The organism is Streptomyces sp. S465, assembly GCF_026898115.1.
In the GTDB taxonomy this organism is placed as follows: Bacteria; Actinomycetota; Actinomycetes; order Streptomycetales; family Streptomycetaceae; genus Streptomyces; species Streptomyces luomodiensis.
Genome location: NZ_CP114036.1, coordinates 7,075,361 through 7,095,900, shown reverse-complemented (window position 1 = coordinate 7,095,900; position 20,540 = coordinate 7,075,361). Strand labels below are relative to the sequence as shown.

General features: G+C 74.3%; 15 protein-coding genes. 9 read left to right on the top strand and 6 right to left on the bottom strand.

Annotation, left to right across the window (positions count from 1 at the left end):
* The first annotated feature begins 23 nt into the window (after window positions 1-23).
* The 3 genes from N6H00_RS29990 to N6H00_RS29980 all read left to right on the top strand — a co-directional run bounded on the left by N6H00_RS29990 (window position 24) and on the right by N6H00_RS29980 (window position 2,328).
* Window positions 24-746, top strand: a complete 723-nt coding sequence (locus N6H00_RS29990) for a glycosyltransferase family 2 protein (RefSeq protein WP_268974952.1) — start codon at window positions 24-26, stop codon at window positions 744-746.
* A gap of 188 nt (window positions 747-934) precedes the next feature.
* Window positions 935-1,558: a TIGR04282 family arsenosugar biosynthesis glycosyltransferase gene (locus N6H00_RS29985; RefSeq protein ID WP_268977160.1), complete on the top strand. Its 624-nt coding sequence runs from the start codon at window positions 935-937 to the stop codon at window positions 1,556-1,558.
* Complete coding sequence (locus N6H00_RS29980) at window positions 1,555-2,328, top strand: methyltransferase domain-containing protein (RefSeq protein ID WP_268974951.1); 774 nt, start codon at window positions 1,555-1,557, stop codon at window positions 2,326-2,328. Before N6H00_RS29985 ends, N6H00_RS29980 begins: the two co-directional genes overlap by 4 nt.
* 700 nt (window positions 2,329-3,028) lie before the next feature.
* Here the strand turns inward: N6H00_RS29980 and N6H00_RS29975 are convergent.
* Complete coding sequence (locus N6H00_RS29975) at window positions 3,029-3,583, bottom strand: hypothetical protein (protein ID WP_268974950.1); 555 nt, start codon at window positions 3,581-3,583, stop codon at window positions 3,029-3,031.
* Window positions 3,584-3,612: 29 nt separating this feature from the next.
* Entirely contained in the window at window positions 3,613-4,896 is a 1,284-nt protein-coding gene (locus tag N6H00_RS29970; RefSeq protein WP_268974949.1) for a molybdopterin-dependent oxidoreductase, read from the bottom strand.
* Window positions 4,897-5,048: 152 nt separating this feature from the next.
* On the opposite strand from N6H00_RS29970, the gene N6H00_RS29965 reads away from it, so the two are divergent.
* Both N6H00_RS29965 and N6H00_RS29960 read left to right on the top strand, forming a co-directional pair.
* Window positions 5,049-6,446, top strand: a complete 1,398-nt coding sequence (locus N6H00_RS29965) for a hypothetical protein (protein WP_268974948.1) — start codon at window positions 5,049-5,051, stop codon at window positions 6,444-6,446.
* Between the two features lie 101 nt (window positions 6,447-6,547).
* Complete coding sequence (locus N6H00_RS29960; protein ID WP_268977159.1) at window positions 6,548-7,846, top strand: hypothetical protein; 1,299 nt, start codon at window positions 6,548-6,550, stop codon at window positions 7,844-7,846.
* Between the two features lie 65 nt (window positions 7,847-7,911).
* Here N6H00_RS29960 and N6H00_RS29955 read toward each other — a convergent pair whose 3' ends face one another.
* Window positions 7,912-9,960: a transglycosylase domain-containing protein gene (locus N6H00_RS29955; protein ID WP_268977158.1), complete on the bottom strand. Its 2,049-nt coding sequence runs from the start codon at window positions 9,958-9,960 to the stop codon at window positions 7,912-7,914.
* Between the two features lie 324 nt (window positions 9,961-10,284).
* Between N6H00_RS29955 and N6H00_RS29950 the strand changes: the two genes are divergently transcribed.
* The 4 genes from N6H00_RS29950 (at window position 10,285) to N6H00_RS29935 (ending at window position 15,884) form a co-directional block, all read left to right on the top strand.
* The gene (locus N6H00_RS29950) at window positions 10,285-11,913 is read left to right on the top strand and encodes a DUF692 domain-containing protein (RefSeq protein ID WP_268974947.1); all 1,629 of its coding nucleotides are present in this window, start codon (window positions 10,285-10,287) and stop codon (window positions 11,911-11,913) included.
* Window positions 11,910-12,977, top strand: a complete 1,068-nt coding sequence (locus tag N6H00_RS29945) for a TIGR04222 domain-containing membrane protein (protein ID WP_268974946.1) — start codon at window positions 11,910-11,912, stop codon at window positions 12,975-12,977. Before N6H00_RS29950 ends, N6H00_RS29945 begins: the two co-directional genes overlap by 4 nt.
* 154 nt (window positions 12,978-13,131) lie before the next feature.
* The gene (locus N6H00_RS29940) at window positions 13,132-13,935 is read left to right on the top strand and encodes a TIGR04222 domain-containing membrane protein (RefSeq protein ID WP_268974945.1); all 804 of its coding nucleotides are present in this window, start codon (window positions 13,132-13,134) and stop codon (window positions 13,933-13,935) included.
* Between the two features lie 113 nt (window positions 13,936-14,048).
* Window positions 14,049-15,884 carry an alpha/beta hydrolase gene (locus N6H00_RS29935; protein WP_268974944.1) on the top strand — a complete coding sequence of 612 codons (1,836 nt, stop codon included), beginning with the start codon at window positions 14,049-14,051 and terminating at the stop codon, window positions 15,882-15,884.
* 72 nt (window positions 15,885-15,956) lie between these two features.
* On the opposite strand, the gene hemQ is transcribed toward N6H00_RS29935, so the two are convergent.
* The 3 genes from hemQ to N6H00_RS29920 form a co-directional block, all read right to left on the bottom strand.
* Window positions 15,957-16,673, bottom strand: a complete 717-nt coding sequence (gene hemQ / locus N6H00_RS29930; protein ID WP_268974943.1) for a hydrogen peroxide-dependent heme synthase — start codon at window positions 16,671-16,673, stop codon at window positions 15,957-15,959.
* 4 nt (window positions 16,674-16,677) lie between these two features.
* Window positions 16,678-18,150, bottom strand: a complete 1,473-nt coding sequence (gene hemG, locus N6H00_RS29925) for a protoporphyrinogen oxidase (RefSeq protein WP_268974942.1) — start codon at window positions 18,148-18,150, stop codon at window positions 16,678-16,680.
* 423 nt (window positions 18,151-18,573) lie between these two features.
* Entirely contained in the window at window positions 18,574-20,508 is a 1,935-nt protein-coding gene (locus N6H00_RS29920) for an IclR family transcriptional regulator domain-containing protein (protein WP_268974940.1), read from the bottom strand.
* Between the last annotated feature and the right edge of the window lie 32 nt (window positions 20,509-20,540).

The window sequence follows — 20,540 nt, the reverse complement described above, 5'->3', positions numbered from 1 at the left end:
AATGTCGCTTTCTCCTTCGTAGGGTGGTGCGGGTGACGAACTCCACCACCCCCTCCGCGGACGTCGTCCTGCCGTGTCTGGACGAGGCCGCCGCCCTGCCCTGGGTGCTGGCCCGCATCCCCGACGGCTGGCGCGCGATCGTCGTCGACAACGGCTCCACGGACGGCTCGGCCGCGATCGCCCGCGCCCATGGCGCCACCGTCGTGCACGAGCCCCGCCGTGGTTTCGGGGCCGCGTGCCACGCCGGACTGCTCGCCGCCAAGGCCGACATCGTCTGCTTCTGCGACTGCGACGCCTCGCTCGACCCCGGGCTGCTGCTCGCCTTCGTGCGGACCGTCGAGGCCGGCGGTGCCGACCTCGTGCTGGGCCGGCGACGGCCCCAGGAGCGGGGGGCCTGGCCGGTGCACGCCCGGCTCGGCAACATCGCGCTCACCCGCATGCTGCGCCGGCGCACCGGCCTCGCGCTGGGCGACCTCGGCCCCCTGCGGGCCGCCCGGCGCGAGCCGCTGCTCGCCCTCGGCCTCACCGATCGGCGTAGCGGCTACCCCCTGCAGATGGTCGTACGCGCCGCGGACGCGGGCTGGCGGATCGCGGAGCGGGACGTGCCGTACCGGCCGCGCACCGGGAAGTCGAAGGTCACCGGCACCTGGCGGGGTACCTGGCAGACGGTGCGCGATATGCGCGCCGTGCTGCGCCAGCCGCCAGTGGTCCGCGACCTGGCCGCCACCCCGAGGGCCGCGCGGTGAGCGCCGCGCCACGCGAGGGCGCGCACGCGGCGGAGGTCCCCCCGGCACCGGACCCGGCACCCCGGGCACCGGACCCGGCTCCCCCGGCACCGGACCGCCCCGGCGCCGGACCTGATACCGCTTCCGGTTCCGGGCCCGTCGTCGCCGTCGGTTCCGCCTCCCCGGCGGCTCCCGGAGGCAGGACGACACTGCTCGTCATCGCCAAGGAACCGATCCCAGGGCGGGTGAAGACCAGACTCGCTCCCCCGTACACCTTCGCCGAGGCCGCCTCGCTCGCCGAGGCGGCCCTCGCCGACACCCTGCACGCCGCGCTCGCGATGCCCGCCCACCGCAGGGTGCTGGTGCTCGACGGACACCCCGGGCCGTGGCTGCCGCCGGGCTTCGAGGTGGTGCGGCAGTGCGACGGCGGTCTGGACGAACGGCTCGCCGCGGCCTTCGCCGCCTGCCAGGGCCCCACGCTGCTGATCGGCATGGACACTCCGCAGGTCACCCCGGCTCTCCTCGCCCCCGCGCTGGGCACGGACGGCTGGCAGGACCGCGACGCGTGGTTCGGCCCGGCCGCCGACGGCGGCTTCTGGGCCCTGGGTCTGGCGGAACCGGACCCCGGTCTGCTGCGGGGCGTGCCGATGTCCACCGCCGCGACCGGTGCCGCACAGCGGCGCCGGCTGACCGACGCGGGGCTGCGGGTGGGCGACCTGCCGATGCTGCGCGACGTGGACACGGCCGAGGACGCCGAACGCGTGGCGGCCGACGCCCCGGGCGGGCGGTTCGCCCGGACCCTCGCCCGGCTGTCCCGGGCCTCTGCGCGATGAGCACGGCCGAGTCGGTGCACGACGGATCGGTGCACGACGGATCGGTGCACGACGGATCGGTGCGCGGAGAGTCGGTGCGCGAGCGGGCTCCCTCCCGCCGCGCGGGCGCCCCATGGCACGCCGACCCCTACGTCCGAGCGCTGCGCGCGGGCCGAGGACCGCTGTTCCTGCGCCGCGCCGACGGCTGGATGCTGCCCCTGGACGTCGAACGCTGGTGTGCCGCCCCCGACGCGGCCGACCGCACCGTGCTGCGGCGATGTCAGAGCCCGACGCTCGACATCGGCTGCGGACCCGGCCGGCTGGTGGCCGCGCTGGCCCTGCTGGGCCGCCCCTGCCTGGGTATCGACGTCAGCCAGGCGGCCGTCGCCCGTACGGTCCGTGCGGGCGGGCCCGCGCTGTGCCGCTCGGTCTTCGCACCGCTGCCCGGGGAGGGACGCTGGGGCACGGCGCTGCTGATCGACGGCAACATCGGCATCGGGGGCGATCCGCGGGCCCTGCTGGCGCGCGTCGCCCAGCTGATCGCCCCCGGCGGGCTGCTGCTGGTGGAGGCGGCCGCGGCCGATGTGGACGAGCGGGTGCGCGTACGCGTGGACGACGGGCGGGGCGGAGTGGGCACGGCCTTCCCCTGGGCCCGGGTCGGCATCCGGGCCCTGCTGCACCACGCACGCGCGGCCGGCTGGGCCCCGGTCGAGCAGTGGACCGCGCAGGACCGCGGCTTCATGGCGCTGCGCCGCACACCGCCCGGACCCCGATCCGCCACGGAGCGCTGAGCCGTGCCCGCGCGGTCCCGCGGTCTCCTGACGCCCGGTCGGCTGCTGGGGCGCACCGGCCAGTTGCTCCGGCGCCCCGGCCGATGGTTGATGGCTGATGGCTGATGGGTCGGCGGACCGGCCCGGCCCTCAGCCACCGGCCGACGGCTGCGGCGCACCACCGCGGGGCCCGGCCGGGCGCGGCCCGGCGGCGCGCCCCGCCCCGCCCGCGCGGGCGCGCGGGCGCGCGGAGCCCGCCCGTGGATCGCGCCGCTCGTCCTCGCCGCGCTGCTCGGCTCGCTCCTCGCCGTCCTGTTCCTGACCTTCCGGCAGGTACGTACGCCACCGCCTGGGCGCTCTTCGCCGCCGCCGCGTGGACGGTCCGCCGCCTGGGCACCCGTCAGGCCGCGGTCCTCTGCCGCGCCTGTTCCTGCCCGACCCGGACACCTGGGCCCTGCCGGTGATCAGCGGCCGTTCTGCTCGCGGTCGTCCTCCGGGTCCTGCCGCGCGGCAATCCCCGGCGGCCCTGGCGCGGCGCGCTCGTGGTGACCGGGCTCACGTTCCGGCTGATGACTCCGGGCCATCCGTGGTACGCGCTGCTGGTGGTGGCGCTGGTGGCTCTGCGTGCCGCTCGCGGGCGTGGCCCAGTATGTGACGGTCCGTGCGGTCGAGGCCGGGACGTGGATCGGGACGCTGGGGTACGCGGTCGCCGGTGCCGCGGTCAGGGCCGGTTGGGCCGTACGGGGCCTGCGGCGGGCTTCCGCGGATCCTCCGCCCCGGCCCGACGGCGGCGCCACCACACCCGGATCGCCAGCCACAGGGCCGAGACGGCGAACAGCCCCGCGGTGATCAGCAGCCAGCGCGGCCAGAAGACGCCGGCGGTCAGCCCGGTCGCGTGCTCGTAACGGCGCTCCTCCCGGCCGAGGATCAGCGGGAACCACACCAGCAGCAACAGCCCGGAGACGAAGGCCGGCACCCGTACGTGGTTGATCCACGAGGCCGGGGCCGGGAGCGCGGCGCGCACGGCCCGGTCCGCGAGCGCGTACAGCGGCAGCAGCACCAGATCGTGCAGGACGGCCGCGCCCACCAGCCAGAGCAGGATGCCGAACCAGTCGCCGCGCAGCAGCCTGATCCCCGCGTACGCGGTCAGCGCGAAGGAGGCCAGCAGCAGCGGCAGTCGCAGCGGCGCGCCGCCGTGCCCGCGCCGCAGCCCCCACCGGAGGCCCCGGAGACCACCCCGCAGCCCCCGCCCAAGGCCGCGCCGCAGACCTGGCATAAGAGGCACAAGAACCCGCACCAGTCCCCTCATGCCCTCTCCCCGAACGTCAGCCGGCCGACCCACTTGGTGTTGTGCACCCCCGGCGCCCCCGGCACGATGATCCGCGCCGGATAGCCGTGGTCCGGCGACAGGTCCGCGCCGTTGACCTTCAGGGCCAGCAGTGAGCGCGGGTCGCGGACCTGGGTGTCGCTCAGGACGACGCTGCGGAAGGAGCCGTGCCGCTGCACCGACTCCACCAGGACCTTCGGCGGCCGGTCGGCATGTCCCACCAGCGCGGCGAGGTCGGCCAGCCGTACCCCCTCCCACCGCTGGTCGGAGGTGGACCAGCCCTCCACACAGGCGATGGGCAGCGCCGCGCCGTGTCCCGGCAGCCGCAGCAGCTGCTGCCGGGTGAGGACGGTCTCGCGGCCGGTCGCGCCCCGCACCACCAGCCGCCAGCCGGGCCCGATGTCACGGGCGCGGATGCCGACCCCCACGGCGGTCTTGTTGATCTGGAAGCCGTTCGGCCCCCGTCCCGGGTCGCGCCCGTGCGGGGCGAGCAGGGCGCTGGTGCGCAGCGGGCCGCCGATGCTCTGCCCGGCCGTCACCACCAGCAGCGCGAACGAGCCGGTGCCGACCATCGCGAGCGCGCCCCGCCGGGACATGGTCGGCGCGGCCGGGCGCGGGCTGACCAAGCCGGTGTCGTCGGGCGGCTCCGGCCGGGTGGCCGACACCGGCGTGCGCAGTTCCGCCCGCAGGTCGCGGCCGCGCAGTGACCGCGCCATACGCGGCAGGCGCAGCGCCACATGGACCACGAAGGCCGCCATGAAGATCCATGCCCCGTAGAAGTGGAGCGGGTAGAACGACCCGGGGAAGACGTAGTCCAGCTGGACGTTGAGCACCCCGGTCGCGAACTCGAACAGCCCGCCGCCGACCAGCGCGAGCAGCGAGATCCGCTCCAGCGCGTACCCCACCGACCGCACCGGCGGCCAGGCGAAGAGCCTGGGGATGACCGACCACAGCTTCGCCAGCAGCACCGGCACGAGCACGATGCCGAGGGTGACGTGCACGCCCTGGGTGACGCGGTAGAGCCAGGAGGGACGGGTCGGCCAGGAGAAGAGGTAGAAGCCGAGCAGCCCCTTGTCCGGGGTCTCGTCGTTGACCGGGGACAGATCGGGGTTGTAGGCCGCGTACGACAGCAGGCCGGTCACGAAGAGCACGGGGATGCCGACGAGCAGGACCAGGCCGAAGACGGAGGTCAGCCAGGGGCCGCGGAGCGGGCTCCGCCATAGGGCGGGACGGTTGCGGTCGGTGTGGGGGCGGTGGCTCATGGCTTGACCGTAGGACCGCCGAACCGCGTTCCGGGGCCTTGCCGCCATGACGAAACGGTGACGTCGCCCGCCTGGCCACGAGGATCTGACGGTTCGATGACGGCGCATGGCGCGGCGGCCCGACAGCGGGCTCCGCGACGTAGCGTGACGTCGTGAAACTCCCCTTGCGCAGCGCCAGCGCCACCCGGGCCGACGAGGACGCCGCACGGACCGGCCGCCGGTGGGACGTGCTCGCCGCCTCCGCCGCCGCCGTGCTCTTCGCCGTCGCCGCCGTCGTCGGCACCCTGATCCAGCGGGCCGATCACTCCCTGTACGTCGACTGGGCGCCGCTGTACGCCGACTGGCTCCCCCACGTGGGTCCGGGCACGCCCGCCGCTCTGGCCGTCGCCGCCGCGGTCGTCGTCCACGGGCCGCGGCTCGCGGCGCGGCTGCCGTGGCGCGGGCTGCTGGGGGCGGTGTGGGCCGCTGCCATGGCCTGGACCTGGTCCCTGGCGCTGGTCGACGGATGGCACCGGGGGGTGGCGGAGCGGCTGACCACGCGCCACGAGTATCTGCGCGGTATCGACCGGTTCCACGACATCGGCGCGGCCCTGCGCGGTTTCACGGGCCACATCCTGCTCACTCAGCCCGACCACTGGCCCGCGCATATCGCCGGCCATCCGCCCGGCGCCGTGCTCACCTTCGTGGCCCTGGACCGGTTCGGTCTGGGCGGGGGTGGCCGGGCGGGGGCGTTCTGTATCACCGTGGGCGCTTCGGCTGCGGTCGCGGTCCTGGTCACGCTGCGCGCGCTGGGGCGGGAGCACGCCGCCCGCGCGGCCGCCCCGTTCCTGGTCCTGGCGCCCGGGGCGGTCTGGGCGGGCGCCTCGGCCGATGGCTGGTTCGCGGCCGTCGCGGCCTGGGGGCTCGCCCTGCTGGCGCTCGCGGCGACGCGTACGGTCCGGGCGCCACGGGCCGTCGCGTTCGGCTCCGGACTGCTGCTGGGGCTGACGGTCTATCTCTCCTACGGGCTGACGCTGCTCGCGCTGCCCGCCGTCGCCGTGCTGCTGCTCGCCCGCACCACGCGGCCGCTGCCCTTCGCGCTGACGGGGGTGGCGGCGGTGGCGGGCGCGTTCACCGCGGCCGGGTTCCGGTGGTGGGAGGGCTACTCCCTGCTGGTGACGCGCTACTACCAGGGCGTCGCCTCGGAACGTCCTTACGGGTACTGGGTCTGGGCCAACCTGGCCGTCGCGACGGTGGTCGCCGGCCCGGCCGGTGTCGCGGGTGTGCGGCGTATGCTCGCGGCGCTGCCCGATGTTCTGCGGCGGCAGCGCCGGGGCGGGGCCGGCACCCCGGACAAGCTCGTCGTGCTGACCTTCGCCGCGCTGCTCGCGCTCGCCGTGGCCGACCTGTCCGGGATGAGCAAGGCCGAGACGGAGCGCATCTGGCTTCCCTTCCTCCTCTGGCTGCTGCCCACCACCGCGCTGCTGCCCGCTGACGACCGACGCCGATGGCTTCTGGTCCAGGCGTGTCTCGCACTGGCCGTCAACCATCTGCTGTTGACCGGTTGGTGACGGAGACCCGTGTGAAGAGCACGTGATACTTCTGTGATACTAGGGGGGACGTACATCTGTACTGTTGCCAGGGGGCGGGACCCGTGAAGGCGCTGAAGATCATGAAGGCGTTGAAGGCTTTAAACGCGAAGAACGCCTATGGCGTTGCCGCGCCCATAGGCGCGCTGACGGCCGTGGCCGTGGTGGTGGCGCTGCTGATAGCCCTCACCTCGCGCGGGGACACGAGCGAGGCCCCGGGCGAGGATCTCCCGGCCGTCGCGGCGTCCCCCAAGTCGGACCGGGTCCCCAAAGAGGCCAAGAAGAAGGACAAGTACGCCGACTGGGACGGCAAGGTCAAGGTGCTCGGGGACGGCTCCACGTCCTACACCGGGCCGCAGCCGCACCAGCTCAAGCCGGAAAAGCTCAAACCCGGTGAGAAACCGCCACAGTTCGTGGTCTTCTCCTGGGACGGCGCGCTGGAGAACGACGACCACCTCTTCTCCCGTTTCCGCCAGGTCGCCAAGGAGAGCGACGCCACGATGACGTTCTTCCTGAGCGGCATGTATCTGCTGCCCAAGTCGAAGAGCGACCTCTACCAGCCGCCGCAGCACAAGAGGGGCTCGGCCGCCATCTCCTTCCCCACCGACGAGCACATCAGGGAGACCCTGGAGCAGTTGCGCGGGGCCTGGCTGGACGGCAATGAGATCGGCTCCCACTTCAACGGCCATTTCTGCGGCGCCAAGGGCGGCGAGGACTGGTCCACCCAGGAGTGGAAGAGCGAGACGGAACAGGCGTACTCATTTGTGAAGCACTGGAAGACCAACACCGGCTTCACCGACATCGAACCGCTGCCGTTCGACTACGACGTGGAACTGGTCGGCGGGCGCGCCCCGTGCCTGGAGGGTCAGAAGACGCTGATCCCGGCCATCAAATCCATGGGCTGGCGCTATGACGCGAGCTCCCCGGGCGACTTCCAGCTCTGGCCGTCCAAGGTCGACGGAATCTGGAACTTCCCGCTACAGCTGGTGCCGTACCCGGAGAGCGAGAAGCAGGTCCTGTCGATGGACTTCAACTTCCTCTACAACCAGTCCGGTGACAGCACCGAGGGCGATCCGGCGAAATACCCGGAGTGGGAGCGGCTGACCCGCCAGGGCTATCTCAATGGCTTCGAGCGGGTCTACAACGGCAGCCGGGCACCGCTGTTCATCGGCAATCACTTCGAGACCTGGAACGGCGGCATCTATATGCAGGCCATCGAGGACGTGATGAGGAGCGTATGCCGCCGCGACGGTGTGCGGTGCGTGTCGTTCAAGCAGCTCGCCGACTGGCTGGACGCCCAGGACCCGAAGGTGCTGGCGAAGCTGCGGATGCTGGACCCGGCGCAATCGCCGGACTGGTCGACGTACACCAAGACCGAATAGCGTCCCGCTCGGGCCCGAACCGCCCGGCCGTGTTCCGCCGTCCGGTCCTGTTCCGCCGCCTCGTCCTATTCCGCCGTCCGGTCCTGTTCCGCCGTCCGGTCCGTCATATAGCTCTTCCAGATGTCCAGGGGGTAGGTGTCTCCCGAGTCGGCGGCGCCTTCCCCGCCCAACCCCTCCAGCGGCATCAGCTCCTGGGTCTTCGGGTCCAGCCGGGACAGCGAGACCGCCGTCGACAGCTCCTTGGTGTAGCCGACGAACCAGGCCGAGGTGCCGTCCTGCGCCGTGCCCCCCTTACCGGCCACCTCTTCCCCGGCCACGGCGGCCCCGTGCGCCGCACCCGACGGGCTCTGGACCGCACCGCGCAGCGCGTCGTCCACCTCCGCCGCGACCTCGGCGCTGAAGGCCCGCTTGGCACGGTCCTTGCGCAGTTCCACCCTCTCCCCGCCGTGGGTGAGCCCGCTCACCGAGTAGGGCGGATGGTGCGTACCCCCGGCGGCGAAGGTCCCGTAGGCGCTCGCCATACGGATGGAGCTGGGGGTCGCGGTGCCGAGCGAGAACGCGGGCACCCGCTCGCCGAAGCTGCTGGGCAGCAGTCCCGCGTCGATGGACGCCCGCCGCACCTCGTCCAGGCCGACGTCCATGCCCAGCTGCATCATCGGGGTGTTGATGGACTGCACGATCGCCTGACGCAGCGTGACCTGCCCATAGGAGACATCACCGTCGTTGGTGGCCCGCACGATCTTGCCGCTGCGGTCCCAGTACGGCCCCTCGGGCGTATGCACGGCGACCTTGTTGTCGCCGTCGTAGAGCGTCGAGGGCGTCACGGGCGTCCGCGCCCCGCCTCGTTCCAACAGCACCCCGTCGCGCAGCGCGGCGGCGTAGACGAAGGGGGTGAAGGAGGTGCCGGCGGGGACATTGGAGGCGTTCGCGTCGTTGAACCCCTGTTTGAGGTAGCCGGGACCGCCGTACAGCGCGCGAATGGCACCGTCCGGAGCCACCGAGCCGGCGCCGATGCGCACATTGCGGTCCTCGGGGCGCCGCTCGGGGTCGAGCTTGCCCCGCGTCTCGTTCACCGCCTTGGTGAGCGCGTCCACCTTCGACCTCTCGAAGGTGGTGTGAATCTGATAGCCGCCCAGGTCGAAATCGGCGTCGGAGACATCGGTGTGGGAGCTCACATACGCCTTGGCGGTCTCCACCAGATAGCCGACCTGACCGGTGAGTCCGACCGGTTTGGGCTCCGGCTGGGGCTCGGGGAACGTCGTATAGCGCGCCCGCTCGGCCTTGGAGAGCCGGCCGATGTCGACCATCCGGTCCAGCACCCACTTCCAGCGTTCGACCGCCCGCTTGTGGTTCTTGGCGCTGAGTGTCGGATCGAAGGTGCCGGCGCCCTTGAGCAGCGAGGCGAGCAGCGCGCCCTCGCTCGCGTTGAGTTCCGAGACGTCCTTGCCGTAGTACGCGTACGAGGCCCGCTGAATGCCATAACTGCCGCGCCCGAACCAGCTGGTGTTGAGATAGCGCTGGAGGATCTCCCGCTTGCTCATCCGGTCGTCCAGCTTGATGGCCATGAACATCTCGGTGAGCTTGCGGGAGAAGGTCTGACGCTGATTCAGGTAGGCGTTCTTCACGTACTGCTGGGTGATGGTGGATCCGCCCTGGGTCTCACCGCCCGTCACCATCCGGGTCACGGCCCGCATCAGACCGCTCGGGGACACCCCGCTGTCGGAGTAGAAACTGGCGTTCTCGGCGGCGAGCACCGCCCACTGGACCTTTTCCGGCACCCTGTCCAGCGGCACCTCCTGCCGGTTGACCGGACCGGTGCGGGCCATCTCCGTGCCGTCGGCCCAGTAGTAGACGTTGTCCTGCTGGGTGGCGAAGTCGTTGAGGTTCTTGGGGATGTCGGTCTGCAGGTAGAGATAGCTCAGCAGACCGGTCAGACTGCCGAGGCAGAACAGGAAGAACAGGGCGATCTGACGCCACGACGGCAGCCAACGCCGCACCCCCCGCCGCCCCGCCCGGGGGTAGTCCAGCCGGACGTGCGCGGCCGCCCAGCGGCGCAGCCGCCTCCCCCGGCTCCTCGAAGGCGGCCTGCTGCGGTGCTTGCGGTGCTTCCCCATGGCGTTGTCGCTGCTGCCCAGCACGTGTTTCCCCCACGCTCGCTCCGCGCGCGGGCGCGGCACACAGGTGTGATCTTCCATCCCCCAGACCAGACCGATCCTATTTTCCCGTCCGAACGTCTGTCGTCATAGGGCCCCAATTTTTTGTAACAGTGGCCATATTCAGCGACACCGCCCACCCGGGACCTCCCGCGTAACGCCCTGAAGCTCAAATGAACCTCTGAACCGGACGGCCGGGGGATTCGTCCTCCCTCCGGGGGGTCATCACCCCGGCACGCGAGAACACACCGCGGGGGACGCGGTACGGAACGAGGAGGGGGAGCCATGGTGCGCCTCGGTACCGGAATCGGCTGGCGCCCGGAGATCGCCGAAGACATCGCGCGGCTGCCCGGCATCGACTGGGTGGAGGTGGTGGCGGAGAACGTCTGCCCCGACCATGTGCCGGACGCGCTCCGGCGGCTGCGCGAGCGCGGGACCACGGTGGTCCCGCACGGGGTGTCGCTCGGCCTCGGGGGAGCCGAGCGGCCCGACCCGGACCGCCTCCGGGCACTGGCCGAGCGAGCCGAGGCACTGGGCTCGCCGCTGGTCACCGAGCACATCGCGTTCGTCAGGGCCGGGGGGCCGCGGACCGCGTCACCGGTCATCGAGGCCGGGCATCTGCTGCCGGTGCCACGGACCCGTGACGCCCTGGACGTGCTGTGCGAGAACGTGCGCATCGCGCAGGACGCGCTGCCGGTGCCGCTGGCGGTGGAGAACATCGCGGCGCTGTTCTCCTGGCCCGGTGAGGAGATGACCGAGGGTCAGTTCCTGGCCGAGCTGGTGGAGCGCACCGGGGTGCGGCTGCTCATCGACGTGGCCAATCTGCACACCAACCACGTCAACCGGGGCGAGGACCCGGCCAAGGCGCTGGACGAGCTGCCCACGTCGGCGATCGCCTACGTCCATGTGGCGGGCGGGGTGGAGAGGGACGGGGTGTGGCACGACAGCCACGCCCATCCGGTGACCCAGCCGGTGCTCGACGTCCTCGCCGAGCTGTGCGCCCGTACGACGCCGCCCGGCGTGCTGCTGGAGCGCGACGAGGACTTCCCGTCGGCCGGGGAACTGGCGGGCGAGCTGGACGCGATCCGCGCGGTGACGACGGCGAGCGCCTCGGAAGCGGCGCGCCCGGTGACGACGACGCACGCCCCCGAAGCGGCGGGCGCCTCGGAGGCGGCGCGCCCGGTGACGGCGGCGGACGCCCCGGAAGCGGCGCGCCCGGTGACGACGGCGGACGCCCCCGAAGCGGCGCGCCCGGTGACAGCGACGCACGCCCCGGAAGCGGCGCGCCAGGTGACGACGACGCACGCCCCCGAAGCGGCGGGCGCCTCGGAGGCGGCGCGCCCGGTGACGGCGGCGGACGCCCCGGAAGCGGCGCGCCCAGTGACGACGGCGGGCACCGCCGAAGCGGGCCGCGCGGTGACGGCGGGCACCGCTCCGGTGCGGACCTCCTCCGTCACCGCCGCCATCACCTCCGCCGCGCCCGGCGGCCCCGTGCCGGACGCCGTCCGTGAGCGGCTGGCGCTGGCCCAGACCGCGCTGCTGTCCGCGCTGGTCGCGGGCACCCCGGCGCCGGAGGGCTTCGACCGGAGGCGGCTGCGGGTGCAGACCGCGGCGCTGACCGCCAAGCGCGCGTCCGTGGTCGCCAAGGTGGCCCCGGAGCTGCCGGAGATCCTGGGCAGCGGCTACCGTACGGCGTTCGCGCGGTACGCCGACGGCCGCCCGATGACCGGCGGCTACCGCCGCGACGCGCTGTCGTTCGCCGAGCATCTGCTGGCGGACGACCGGCCCGACGACCCGGCGGCGCGGCGTGAGCTGACGCTCTGGTGGCGGGAGCGGTCCGGCCCCGCGCCCCTGGCGGCCCATCCGGCGGCCCGGCTGGCCCGCCGGGTCCGGCTCGCGCTGAGCGGGCGGTGAGCGGCGTGGACACGGCGGTGATCCTGTTCTACGCGGCGGTGGCGGTCTTCTCGACGGCGCTCATCGCGGGCACGGCCACGGCCCGGGGGAAGGTGGCCACGGAACCGGTGGGCGACCGGGCGCACGACCTGCTGGAGGCGGCGTTCCTGGCGGGGGGTCCGGGCCGGGTGGCCGACACCGCGATCAGCGAGATGTACGCGGACGGACGGCTGGCGATCGGCGGGCCGGGCGTCCTCTCGGTACGGCGGCAGGTCGCCCGCGGTCCGGTCGAGGAGGAGGTGCTGCGGCTGTGCGCGCGCTCCCCGCACGGCGCGCTGCACTGGCTGCGCCGGGAGCTGATGCGCAGCCGGGCGGTGCAGGTGATCGGTGACCGGCTGGCCCGGCGCGGGCTGATGGTGCCGCCGGACGCCCTCCGCTTCTGGCACGGACTGGCACAGCTCCAGCTCGGGCTCTGCTTCGTGGCCACGTTCCTGGGCTTCGTGATGACCATCTCCGCCACGGACGGCCACGGGGTGCCGCTGATCTTCAAGCTCGTCCCCGGGCTGTTCGTCGGCTTCGTCGTCGGCGGCGCCTGCGTCAAGGCGAGCAAGCGCCGGCTGACCGCGGCCGGGAAGCGGGCGCTGGCGGTCTACCGGAAGGAGTCGGGGGTCTCGGCGTACCGGCGGGAGGTCTTCGAACAGCGCGGACGGCAGGCCCTGTCCACCGGACAGGGCGCGGCGGTCCCCGTGGCCGTCGTGGTCGCGCTGACCGGGGCGGCCGCGCTGGTCGGCGAGCCGACGCTGCGGGACCACCTGCTGGAGGCGCAGAAGGCGGCCGGCACCGTGGCCTCCCCGTCCGGCGGCGGGACCTCGACCTCCCCGGGCACCTCCTCCTGCTCCGCCGGCGGATCGTGGTGCGGTGGCGGAGGCTCCGGCTGTGGAGGCTCCTCGTGCGGCGGCTCGTCCTGTGGCGGAGGCGGGGGCGGGGGCTCCTCGTGCGGTGGGGGCGGCGGAGGCGGCGGCTGCGGCGGCGGAGGCGGCTGCGGTGGAGGCGGCGGCGGGGGCGGCGGCTGCGGCGGGGGATGAGCCGCCGCAGCCGCAGGCCGCGCCCCCGTCCGGGTCGCCCCGGCCCAACGGGCTCGAGAAGCCCGGCACGCCCGGCACGCCCGGCAGCTCCGCGCGAGTCGTTCATATGGTGAAAACCGTGGCGCGGCGACGGCGGGTCCAGTAGAACTCGCCCATGCTGTGGGTCATCTTCCTGCTCGTAGCGTGGGGCGCGGCGGTCGTCAGCTGCACGCAGCTGTGCCTGGCGGCCGTCGCCGCCGCCCAGGCGGCGGACCCCGGCCCGGCGGCGGACGGGAAGGTGCTGAGCCTGTACGAGGCGGCGTTCCTGTCCGGCGGTCCGCGGCGGGTGGGTGATCTGACCCTCGTCACGATGTACCGCGAGCGCCGGCTGCTGCTCGCGCACACCGGCTGGGTCACCGTCGTGGACCCGGACGGTCGGGACGATCTGGAGCGGTCCTTGATCAACGCGATAGGGCCGGAGGGCCAGTCCCCGGTGCGGCCGGCGCGGGCCGCGCTCGCCACCGCCGCCCCGGTACGGGACCTGGCCGACCGGCTGGTGGCGGCGGGGCTCGCGGTGCCCGCCTCGGCCCGTACGAATGTGGCGGTCGCGGTACGGCAGGTGCGGGCGGCCGGTGCGCTGGTCCTGGTCACGGCGGCCGCCGCGCTGCTGCTGGTGCCGCCCGCCGGGGGGCGTGGTGCGGTGGCCGCGTGGTTCGCGCTGCCGCTGCTGCTGACGGCGAGCTGCCTGCTGATCGCCCGGGTCGAGGCGTATCCGTACTCGCGGTGGGCCTCCCCCGCCGGTCAGCGGCTGCTGGGCCGGTTCGGCACGCCCCCGCGGCGGGCCGCCGCCCAGCGCTCCGGCGGCGGCGCGGGCGACGGAGCCGACGGCGAGCTGCTCACCGCGTTCGCGCTGCGCGGCCCGGCCGCCCTCCCCGACCCGGCGCTGCGCGCGGCGCTGAAGGCGCATTGGGGTCATTGACCCCGACACCGCGGCCCGGTGCTTTACATGGTCATCCGCCGCACCAAATATCCCTTTCATTGCGTTATGCGCGATGCCCGGAGGTCCGGCGCGATGCATGAAGGGAGGGGCCGGTGAGAGCAGCACCGCTGTACGGCATCCTCGGACCGCTGTCCCTGTCGCTGACCATGAGCGCCCTGCTGGCGACGCCCGCCACCGGCCGCCCGCTCGCCGTGCCCGCCGTCCGCGCCGCCACGACGGCCACCGCCGCGACCACCTGGTCCGTCCCGGCCCCTGCCGGTGCGGCGGGCGTGCCCCTCACCGCCCCGGCCGCCACCGCGCCCCGTTCGGCCCCCGCCGCCCCCACCGCGCCCGGCTGGTCCGCCTGGTCCGGTTCAGCCGCCTCAGCCGCCCCGCCCGGCGGCGCGGCCGCGGCCCGTGGGGTGGCGCTCGCCGCCCGGCGCGCGGCGCAGCGCGGTGTCACCTTCCGCCGCTGTCCCCGCGCCGAGCAGCTGGCCGCCCCCATCACCTGCGGAAAGGTCTCCGTACCGCTCGACTACACCCGTCCCCGCGGCAAGCACATCGCCCTCACCGTCAGCCGGGTCCGGGCCACCGGCCCCACGGCGCGGCGGCAGGGTGCGCTGATCTACAACCCCGGCGGACCGGGCGCCTCCGGTATGGCGTTCCCGGAGTACGCGGCCGAGGACGCCTTCCGCCGCCTGGCCGCCGCCTACGACTTCGTCGGCTACGCCCCGCGCGGCGTGGGCCGGTCCGCCCCGCTGTCCTGCCGGCGGCCGTCGGCCCACGCCAAGGCGCCGACCAGCTCCCCGCCGCACCCCACCGCCGCCTTCAAACGGCGGCTGGTGGCGCGGGCACGGGCCTACGTACGGGGCTGTACGCGCCGCTCGGGGCGCGCCCTCGCGCACTACACCACGCTGAACAACGCCCGTGACCTGGAGGTGCTGCGCGCGGCGCTGGGCCAGCGGCGGCTCACGTTCGTGGGCGCCTCGTACGGCACGTACTACGGAGCCGTCTACGCCACGCTCTTCCCCGGGCGGGTGCGCCGGATGGTGTTCGACAGCGTGGTCAACCCCGCCCCCCGGCAGATCTGGTACCGCGACAACCTCGACCAGTCGGTCGCCTTCGAACGGCGCTGGCGGGACTGGCGCCGCTGGGTCGCCCGGCACCACGCCGTCTACCACCTGGGCCGCACCGCGGACCGGGTGCTCGCCTCCTACGAGAAGGCGCGGCGGCGGCTGGGGCGGAAACCGGCGGGCGGGGTCATCGGCACCGCCCAGCTCCAGAACGCGTTCCTGAGGACCGGCTACAACGACGCCTACTGGGATCCGTCCGCACGGGCGCTGGCCGCCTATCTGCTCGGTGACCCCGAGCCGCTGATCGCGCTCGCCGCGCCCGATCCGGCACAGGCGGCCGCCGACGAGAACGGCAGCGCCGTCTACACCGCCGTGGAGTGCAACGACGCGCCCTGGCCGCACGCCTGGGCCACCTGGGACCGCGACAACACCGCCCTCGCCCGCCGCGCGCCCTTCGAGACCTGGAACAACGTGGCGATGAACCTGCCATGCGCCTTCTGGCCGCTGAAGCACGGCCGCCCCGTCGATGTGGGGTCCGTGGAAGCCGTGGGTCCCCGGAAGGAACGCGCGGCGCTGCCGCCGGTGCTGCTGCTGTCAGCGGAGCGGGACGCGGCCACGCCGTACACGGGGGCGAAGGAACTGTGGCACCGGCTGCCCGGCTCCTCGCTGGTGACCGAGCGGAAGGCGGGCACCCACGGTCTGTGGGGCGGCCCGAACGACTGCGTCAACCGCCATGTGGACACCTATCTGCTGACCGGGCGGACCCCGGGCCGGTCCGCCTTCTGCGCCCCGCGCCCGGAGCCCGAACCGCTGCCGGAACCGGCCCCGCTGCCCGAGTCCGGCAAGCAGCCGGCCGCGCTCCCGGGCACGCCGTAAGGCGGGTACGGGACGACCGGGACGGGACGGCCGTCCGGCCGTCCCGTCCCGCCGTGAGCGTCAGGGAACCCGTCAGGCCAGACCGGCGACGAGCTCGGAGACCTCCTTGCGCCGCCCGGTGAAGAACGGCACCTCCTCGCGCACGTGCCGGCGCGCCTCGGAACCGCGCAGATGGCGCATGAGGTCGACGATCCGGTGCAGCTCGTCCGCCTCGAAGGCCAGGATCCACTCGTAGTCGCCGAGTGAGAAGGACGCGACCGTGTTGGCCCGCACATCGGGGTAGCCGCGCGCCATCTTGCCGTGGTCCGCGAGCATCCGGCGGCGGTCCTCGTCGGGCAGCAGGTACCAGTCGTAGGAGCGGACGAACGGGTACACGCTCACGTAGTCGCGCGGGTTCTCGTCCGCGAGGAACGCCGGGATGTGGGACTTGTTGAACTCGGCCGGGCGGTGCAGCGCCATGTTGGACCACACCGGCTCCAGGGCCCGCCCCAGCCGGGTGCGGCGGAAGAGGTTGTACGCCTCCTGGAGGGCGTCGGAGGTCTCCGAGTGCCACCAGATCATGACGTCCGCGTCGGCGCGCAGCCCGGACACGTCGTAGGTGCCGCGCACGGTGACGTCCTTGGCGGCGAGCTGGGAGAAGAGTTCCTCGACCTCGTCGGCGTAGCCGGTGCGGTCCTCCGGCAGCACATCGCGCAGCCGGAACACCGACCACAGGGTGTAGCGGATGACCTCGTTGAGGTCCTTGGCCTTCTTACCGGCGTTGGGAGTCTTCTCAGGAGCAGCAGTCATGGCCCTATTCTCGCTCTCCGGCTCCGGAGCCCGGCTCCAGGGTGGCCGCCAGGGTGCCCAGCAGTTCATCGGCCGCCTTACGGCCGCTGCCGACGCACGCCGGGATGCCCACGCCGTCGTAGAGCGCCCCGCACACGGCCAGCCCCGGCACCTTGGCGACCTCGGCGCGGATGCGGGCCACCCGGTCGAGATGGCCCACCGGGTACTGGGGCAGCCCGCCGTCCCAGCGGTCCACCCGGGTCGCCACGGGCCGGGCCGTCAGGCCGACGGCCTCGCCGAGATCGGCGAGCGACATCCTTACCAGGTCGGCGTCGTCCCGCTTCAGATCCGCCTCGTCGTCAAACCGCCCGATCGAGGTACGCAGCACGAAGAGATCGGGGTCGGCGTCCCGCAGCCAGCCCCACTTCCGGCTGGAGAACGTCGCCGCCTTGATCGTCCGGCCGTCCACCGGCGGCACCAGAAAGCCGCTGCGCTCGGCGAGCGCGTCCACGCCGACGATCGCGTCCCGGCGGAAGGCCATGGTGACCAGCGCCATCGAGGCGTAGTCGACGGTGGCCAGCTCGGCGGAGGCGACCGGGGAGAGGCCGGTCAGCAGCCGGGCGGCGGCGGGCGCGGGAACCGCCAGCACCACCGCGTCGGCCGCCACCACCGGCGGGCCGTCCGTGCCGTCCACGGCGACGGTCCAGCCGTCGGCGGTGCGCCGCAGCTCCCGCACGGGCGCCTCGGTGCGGATCTCCCCGCCGGCGGCCCGTACGGCGTCGGCGACCGCGAGCGGCAGCCGGCCGATCCCGCCGTCGATGCCCATGAACACCGGGCCGTCCTGCCGTTGCGCGGCGCGCTCGGTCAGCTCCCGGACGCCCTCGGTCAGCGGGCGGGCCGAGCGGGCCACGTCGAAGAGGGTGGGGACGGACGCACGCATCGAGGTGCGGTACACATCGCCCGCGTACACCCCGCCCAGCAGCGGTTCCACCAGCCGGTCCACCACCTCGCGGCCGAGCCGCGCCGCGATGAACCCGCCGAGCGCCACGTCCTCGCCGACCGGTGTGGGCGGCAGCTCCCGGTCGCGGGCGATCCGGGCCAGCCCCTCCTCCGAGATCACCCCGGACGCGGCCAGCGGCGCCAGATCGCCGGGGACGCCCATCACATGCCCCTTGGGCATCGGGCGCAGCCCGCCGCGCGTCCAGAGGGAGGCGGTCGCGGTCGCGGGCGGCTGAAGCCGGTCGCCGAGGCCCACGGCGCGCGCCAGCTCGACCGCCTCCGGGCGGCGGGCGAGCATCGATTCGGCGCCGAGGTCGACCGGTACGCCCTCGATCTCCCCCGCGCGCAGCTTGCCGCCGAGCCGCCCCGACGCCTCCAGGACCGTCACCCGCGCCCCGCCGGCCAGCAGCCGGTGGGCCGCCGCCAGGCCCGCGATGCCGCCGCCGATGACCACGACATGGCCGGTGTGTTCCGTCCCCGGGGTGTTCGCCGCTCTCATGCCCCCACTCTCTCACTCGTCCCCGGGGCCCTCGAGAGGGGTCCGCGCGGGCGACGCGGGGCCGCGACGACCCGTCGGCGGCGGGTGCCGCGAGCTCACCGGCCACCGCCGGACCCTTGAACTCCGCGAACGCCTGCGGACAAACGGCGGCTCATGGCGCCGTGGGAGGCGGCTCCGGCCGCGGAGGGTCCTCGCGCTCCTCACGCGGCGGCTCGTCCTGCGGCGGGCGGGGGCTCCTGGCCCGCTGGGGCCGGGCGGCGACGGCGGCAGGGCGGCGCCGGGGGCGGACTGTGCCGAGGGCCAGGCGGCGCCGAGGGCCAGGCGGCGCCGGGGGCGGACTGCGCCAGGGACGGGACCGCGACGGCGGTAGTGCTGCGCCGGGGGCGGGGTTGCGCTAGGGGTGGGTTGCGCCGGGGGTGGGGTTCAGAAGGACTTCAAGGGGTGCTGCGCCGAGGCCGTGGCCAGGTCGGCCTCGATCCGGGCCGCGGCCGCGCACAGCGCCGGGAGCAGGTCCCGGCGAACGCTCTCGGCGGCGCCGCGACCGGCGTGGGTCGCCACGTTGAGTGCGGCCACCACGCGCCCGCGCGCGTCCCGTACGGGCACGGCGAGCGACCGCAGCCCCTCCTCCAACTCCTGGTCGACCAGGGCGTACCCGTCCGCCGCCGCGCGCTCCACGACGCGCGCCAGCTCGGGCACGGAGGTCACGGTGTGCCGGGTGAGCGGCCGGGGCTCCACCCCGGCGAGATGGGCGGCACGGGCGTCGGCGTCCAGGCCCGCGAGCAGCACCCGGCCCATGGAGGTCGCGTAGGCGGGGAAGCGGGTGCCGATGGTGATGTTGACGCTCATGATGCGGACGGTGGGGACGCGTGCGATGTAGCGGATGTCGCCGCCGTCGAGGACGGCCAGGGAGGCCGACTCGTGGACGGTGCGGACCAGTTCGCGCATATGCGGCTGGGCGATCTCGGTGAAGCCGAGGTCCGCGAGGGGGGCGTAGCCGAGCTCCAGCACCCGTGGCAGCGGCCGGAAGACCCGGCCGTCGGCCTCGGCGTACCCCCGCTCGACCAGGGTGAGCAGCGAGCGCCGGGCGGTGGCCCGCGCCAGCCCGGTGGCCTCCGCGACCGCACTGAGCGTCATTCCGCCACGCCGGGCGCCGCCGTACGGGCCCGCGTCGGCCCGGCCCCGCGCCCCGTCGGCCCGGCCCCGCGCCCCGTCGGCCGGCCCCCGGCCCGGCCCCGCCTCGCCCTGACCGCCCGTCAGGCTTCCGCTGCTGTCGGAGGTGCCCCGCGCCGCGCCCCCGGCCGCGTGGGCCTCGTCCTGAGGGGCGCCCTCCGCCCCGCCCAGTGCCCGCAGCACGGTCAACCCCCGCGCGAGCGACTGGAGGAAACCCGCTCCCAGCTCCCGCTTGGCCACCCGCGCGGGGTCCTCGCCCACGGCCGTCGGCGCCCCGTCCGGGGCCGGGGCGGACGCGCCCGGGACCGAAGCGGCCGAAGGAGCCGATGCGGCGGAGTACGGCGGCGGAGCCGCCACCGCCGCCGCCATCGCCGGGAGTTGGGCGCTCAGCGGGCCCAGCGCCATCGCCCGCAGCGAGTCCACGTCATGGCGGCTGGTGTGGCTGACCACGTTGACCGCGCAGACGATACGGCCCGACGCGTCCCGGACCGGAACGGACACCGCCACCAGGCCCGGTTCGATCAGCTGGTCGTCGGCGGCCCAGCCGTCGCGGGCGGTCTCCTTGACGCGGGCCTGGAAGTCGGCCGTGACGTGGGCCTCGACGTCGGCGTCGGAGGCGGGCCGGGGGCGGGGCGGGACCGCCGGGAAGGTGGCGTCCAGGGGGTCCTCGGCGCGGCGGACGTGCCAGGCGGCCCAGTCGGCCTCGGACCACTCGGTGGCGAAGAGCGCGCCGGGGGCGCAGCGCTCGGCGGGGAGCAGATCGCCGATACGGAAGGCGAGGGACATGGTGCGGCGGCGGGTGGCCTGGACGACGAAGCGCACTCCGTCGCCGTCGGGGACGGCGACCGAGACCGACTCGTCGAGGCCGTCCGCGAGCCGCTCCGCGAACGGGCCGAGCGCACCGGGCAGTCCGCTCGCCGCCAGATACGCGTTGCCCAGCTCCATCAGCCGGACCGCGAGGCCGATGTCGCGCCCGTCGAGCGTCACGTAGCCGAGCTGTTCGAGCGTGCCCACCACCCGGTCGACCACGGACCGGGCGAGCCCCGTGCCACGGACGAGATCGCCGGGACGGACCGTGGTCCGCCCCTCGTGCGCGGCCAGCCGGGTCAGCTCGCGCAGCACGGCGAGACCGCGCTCGAGGGGGCCGACGGGGCCATTGACATGCGGGGGCACCGGGCTGAAACTCATCACCAGCCGATTATGAACGAAGTTTCACTCAG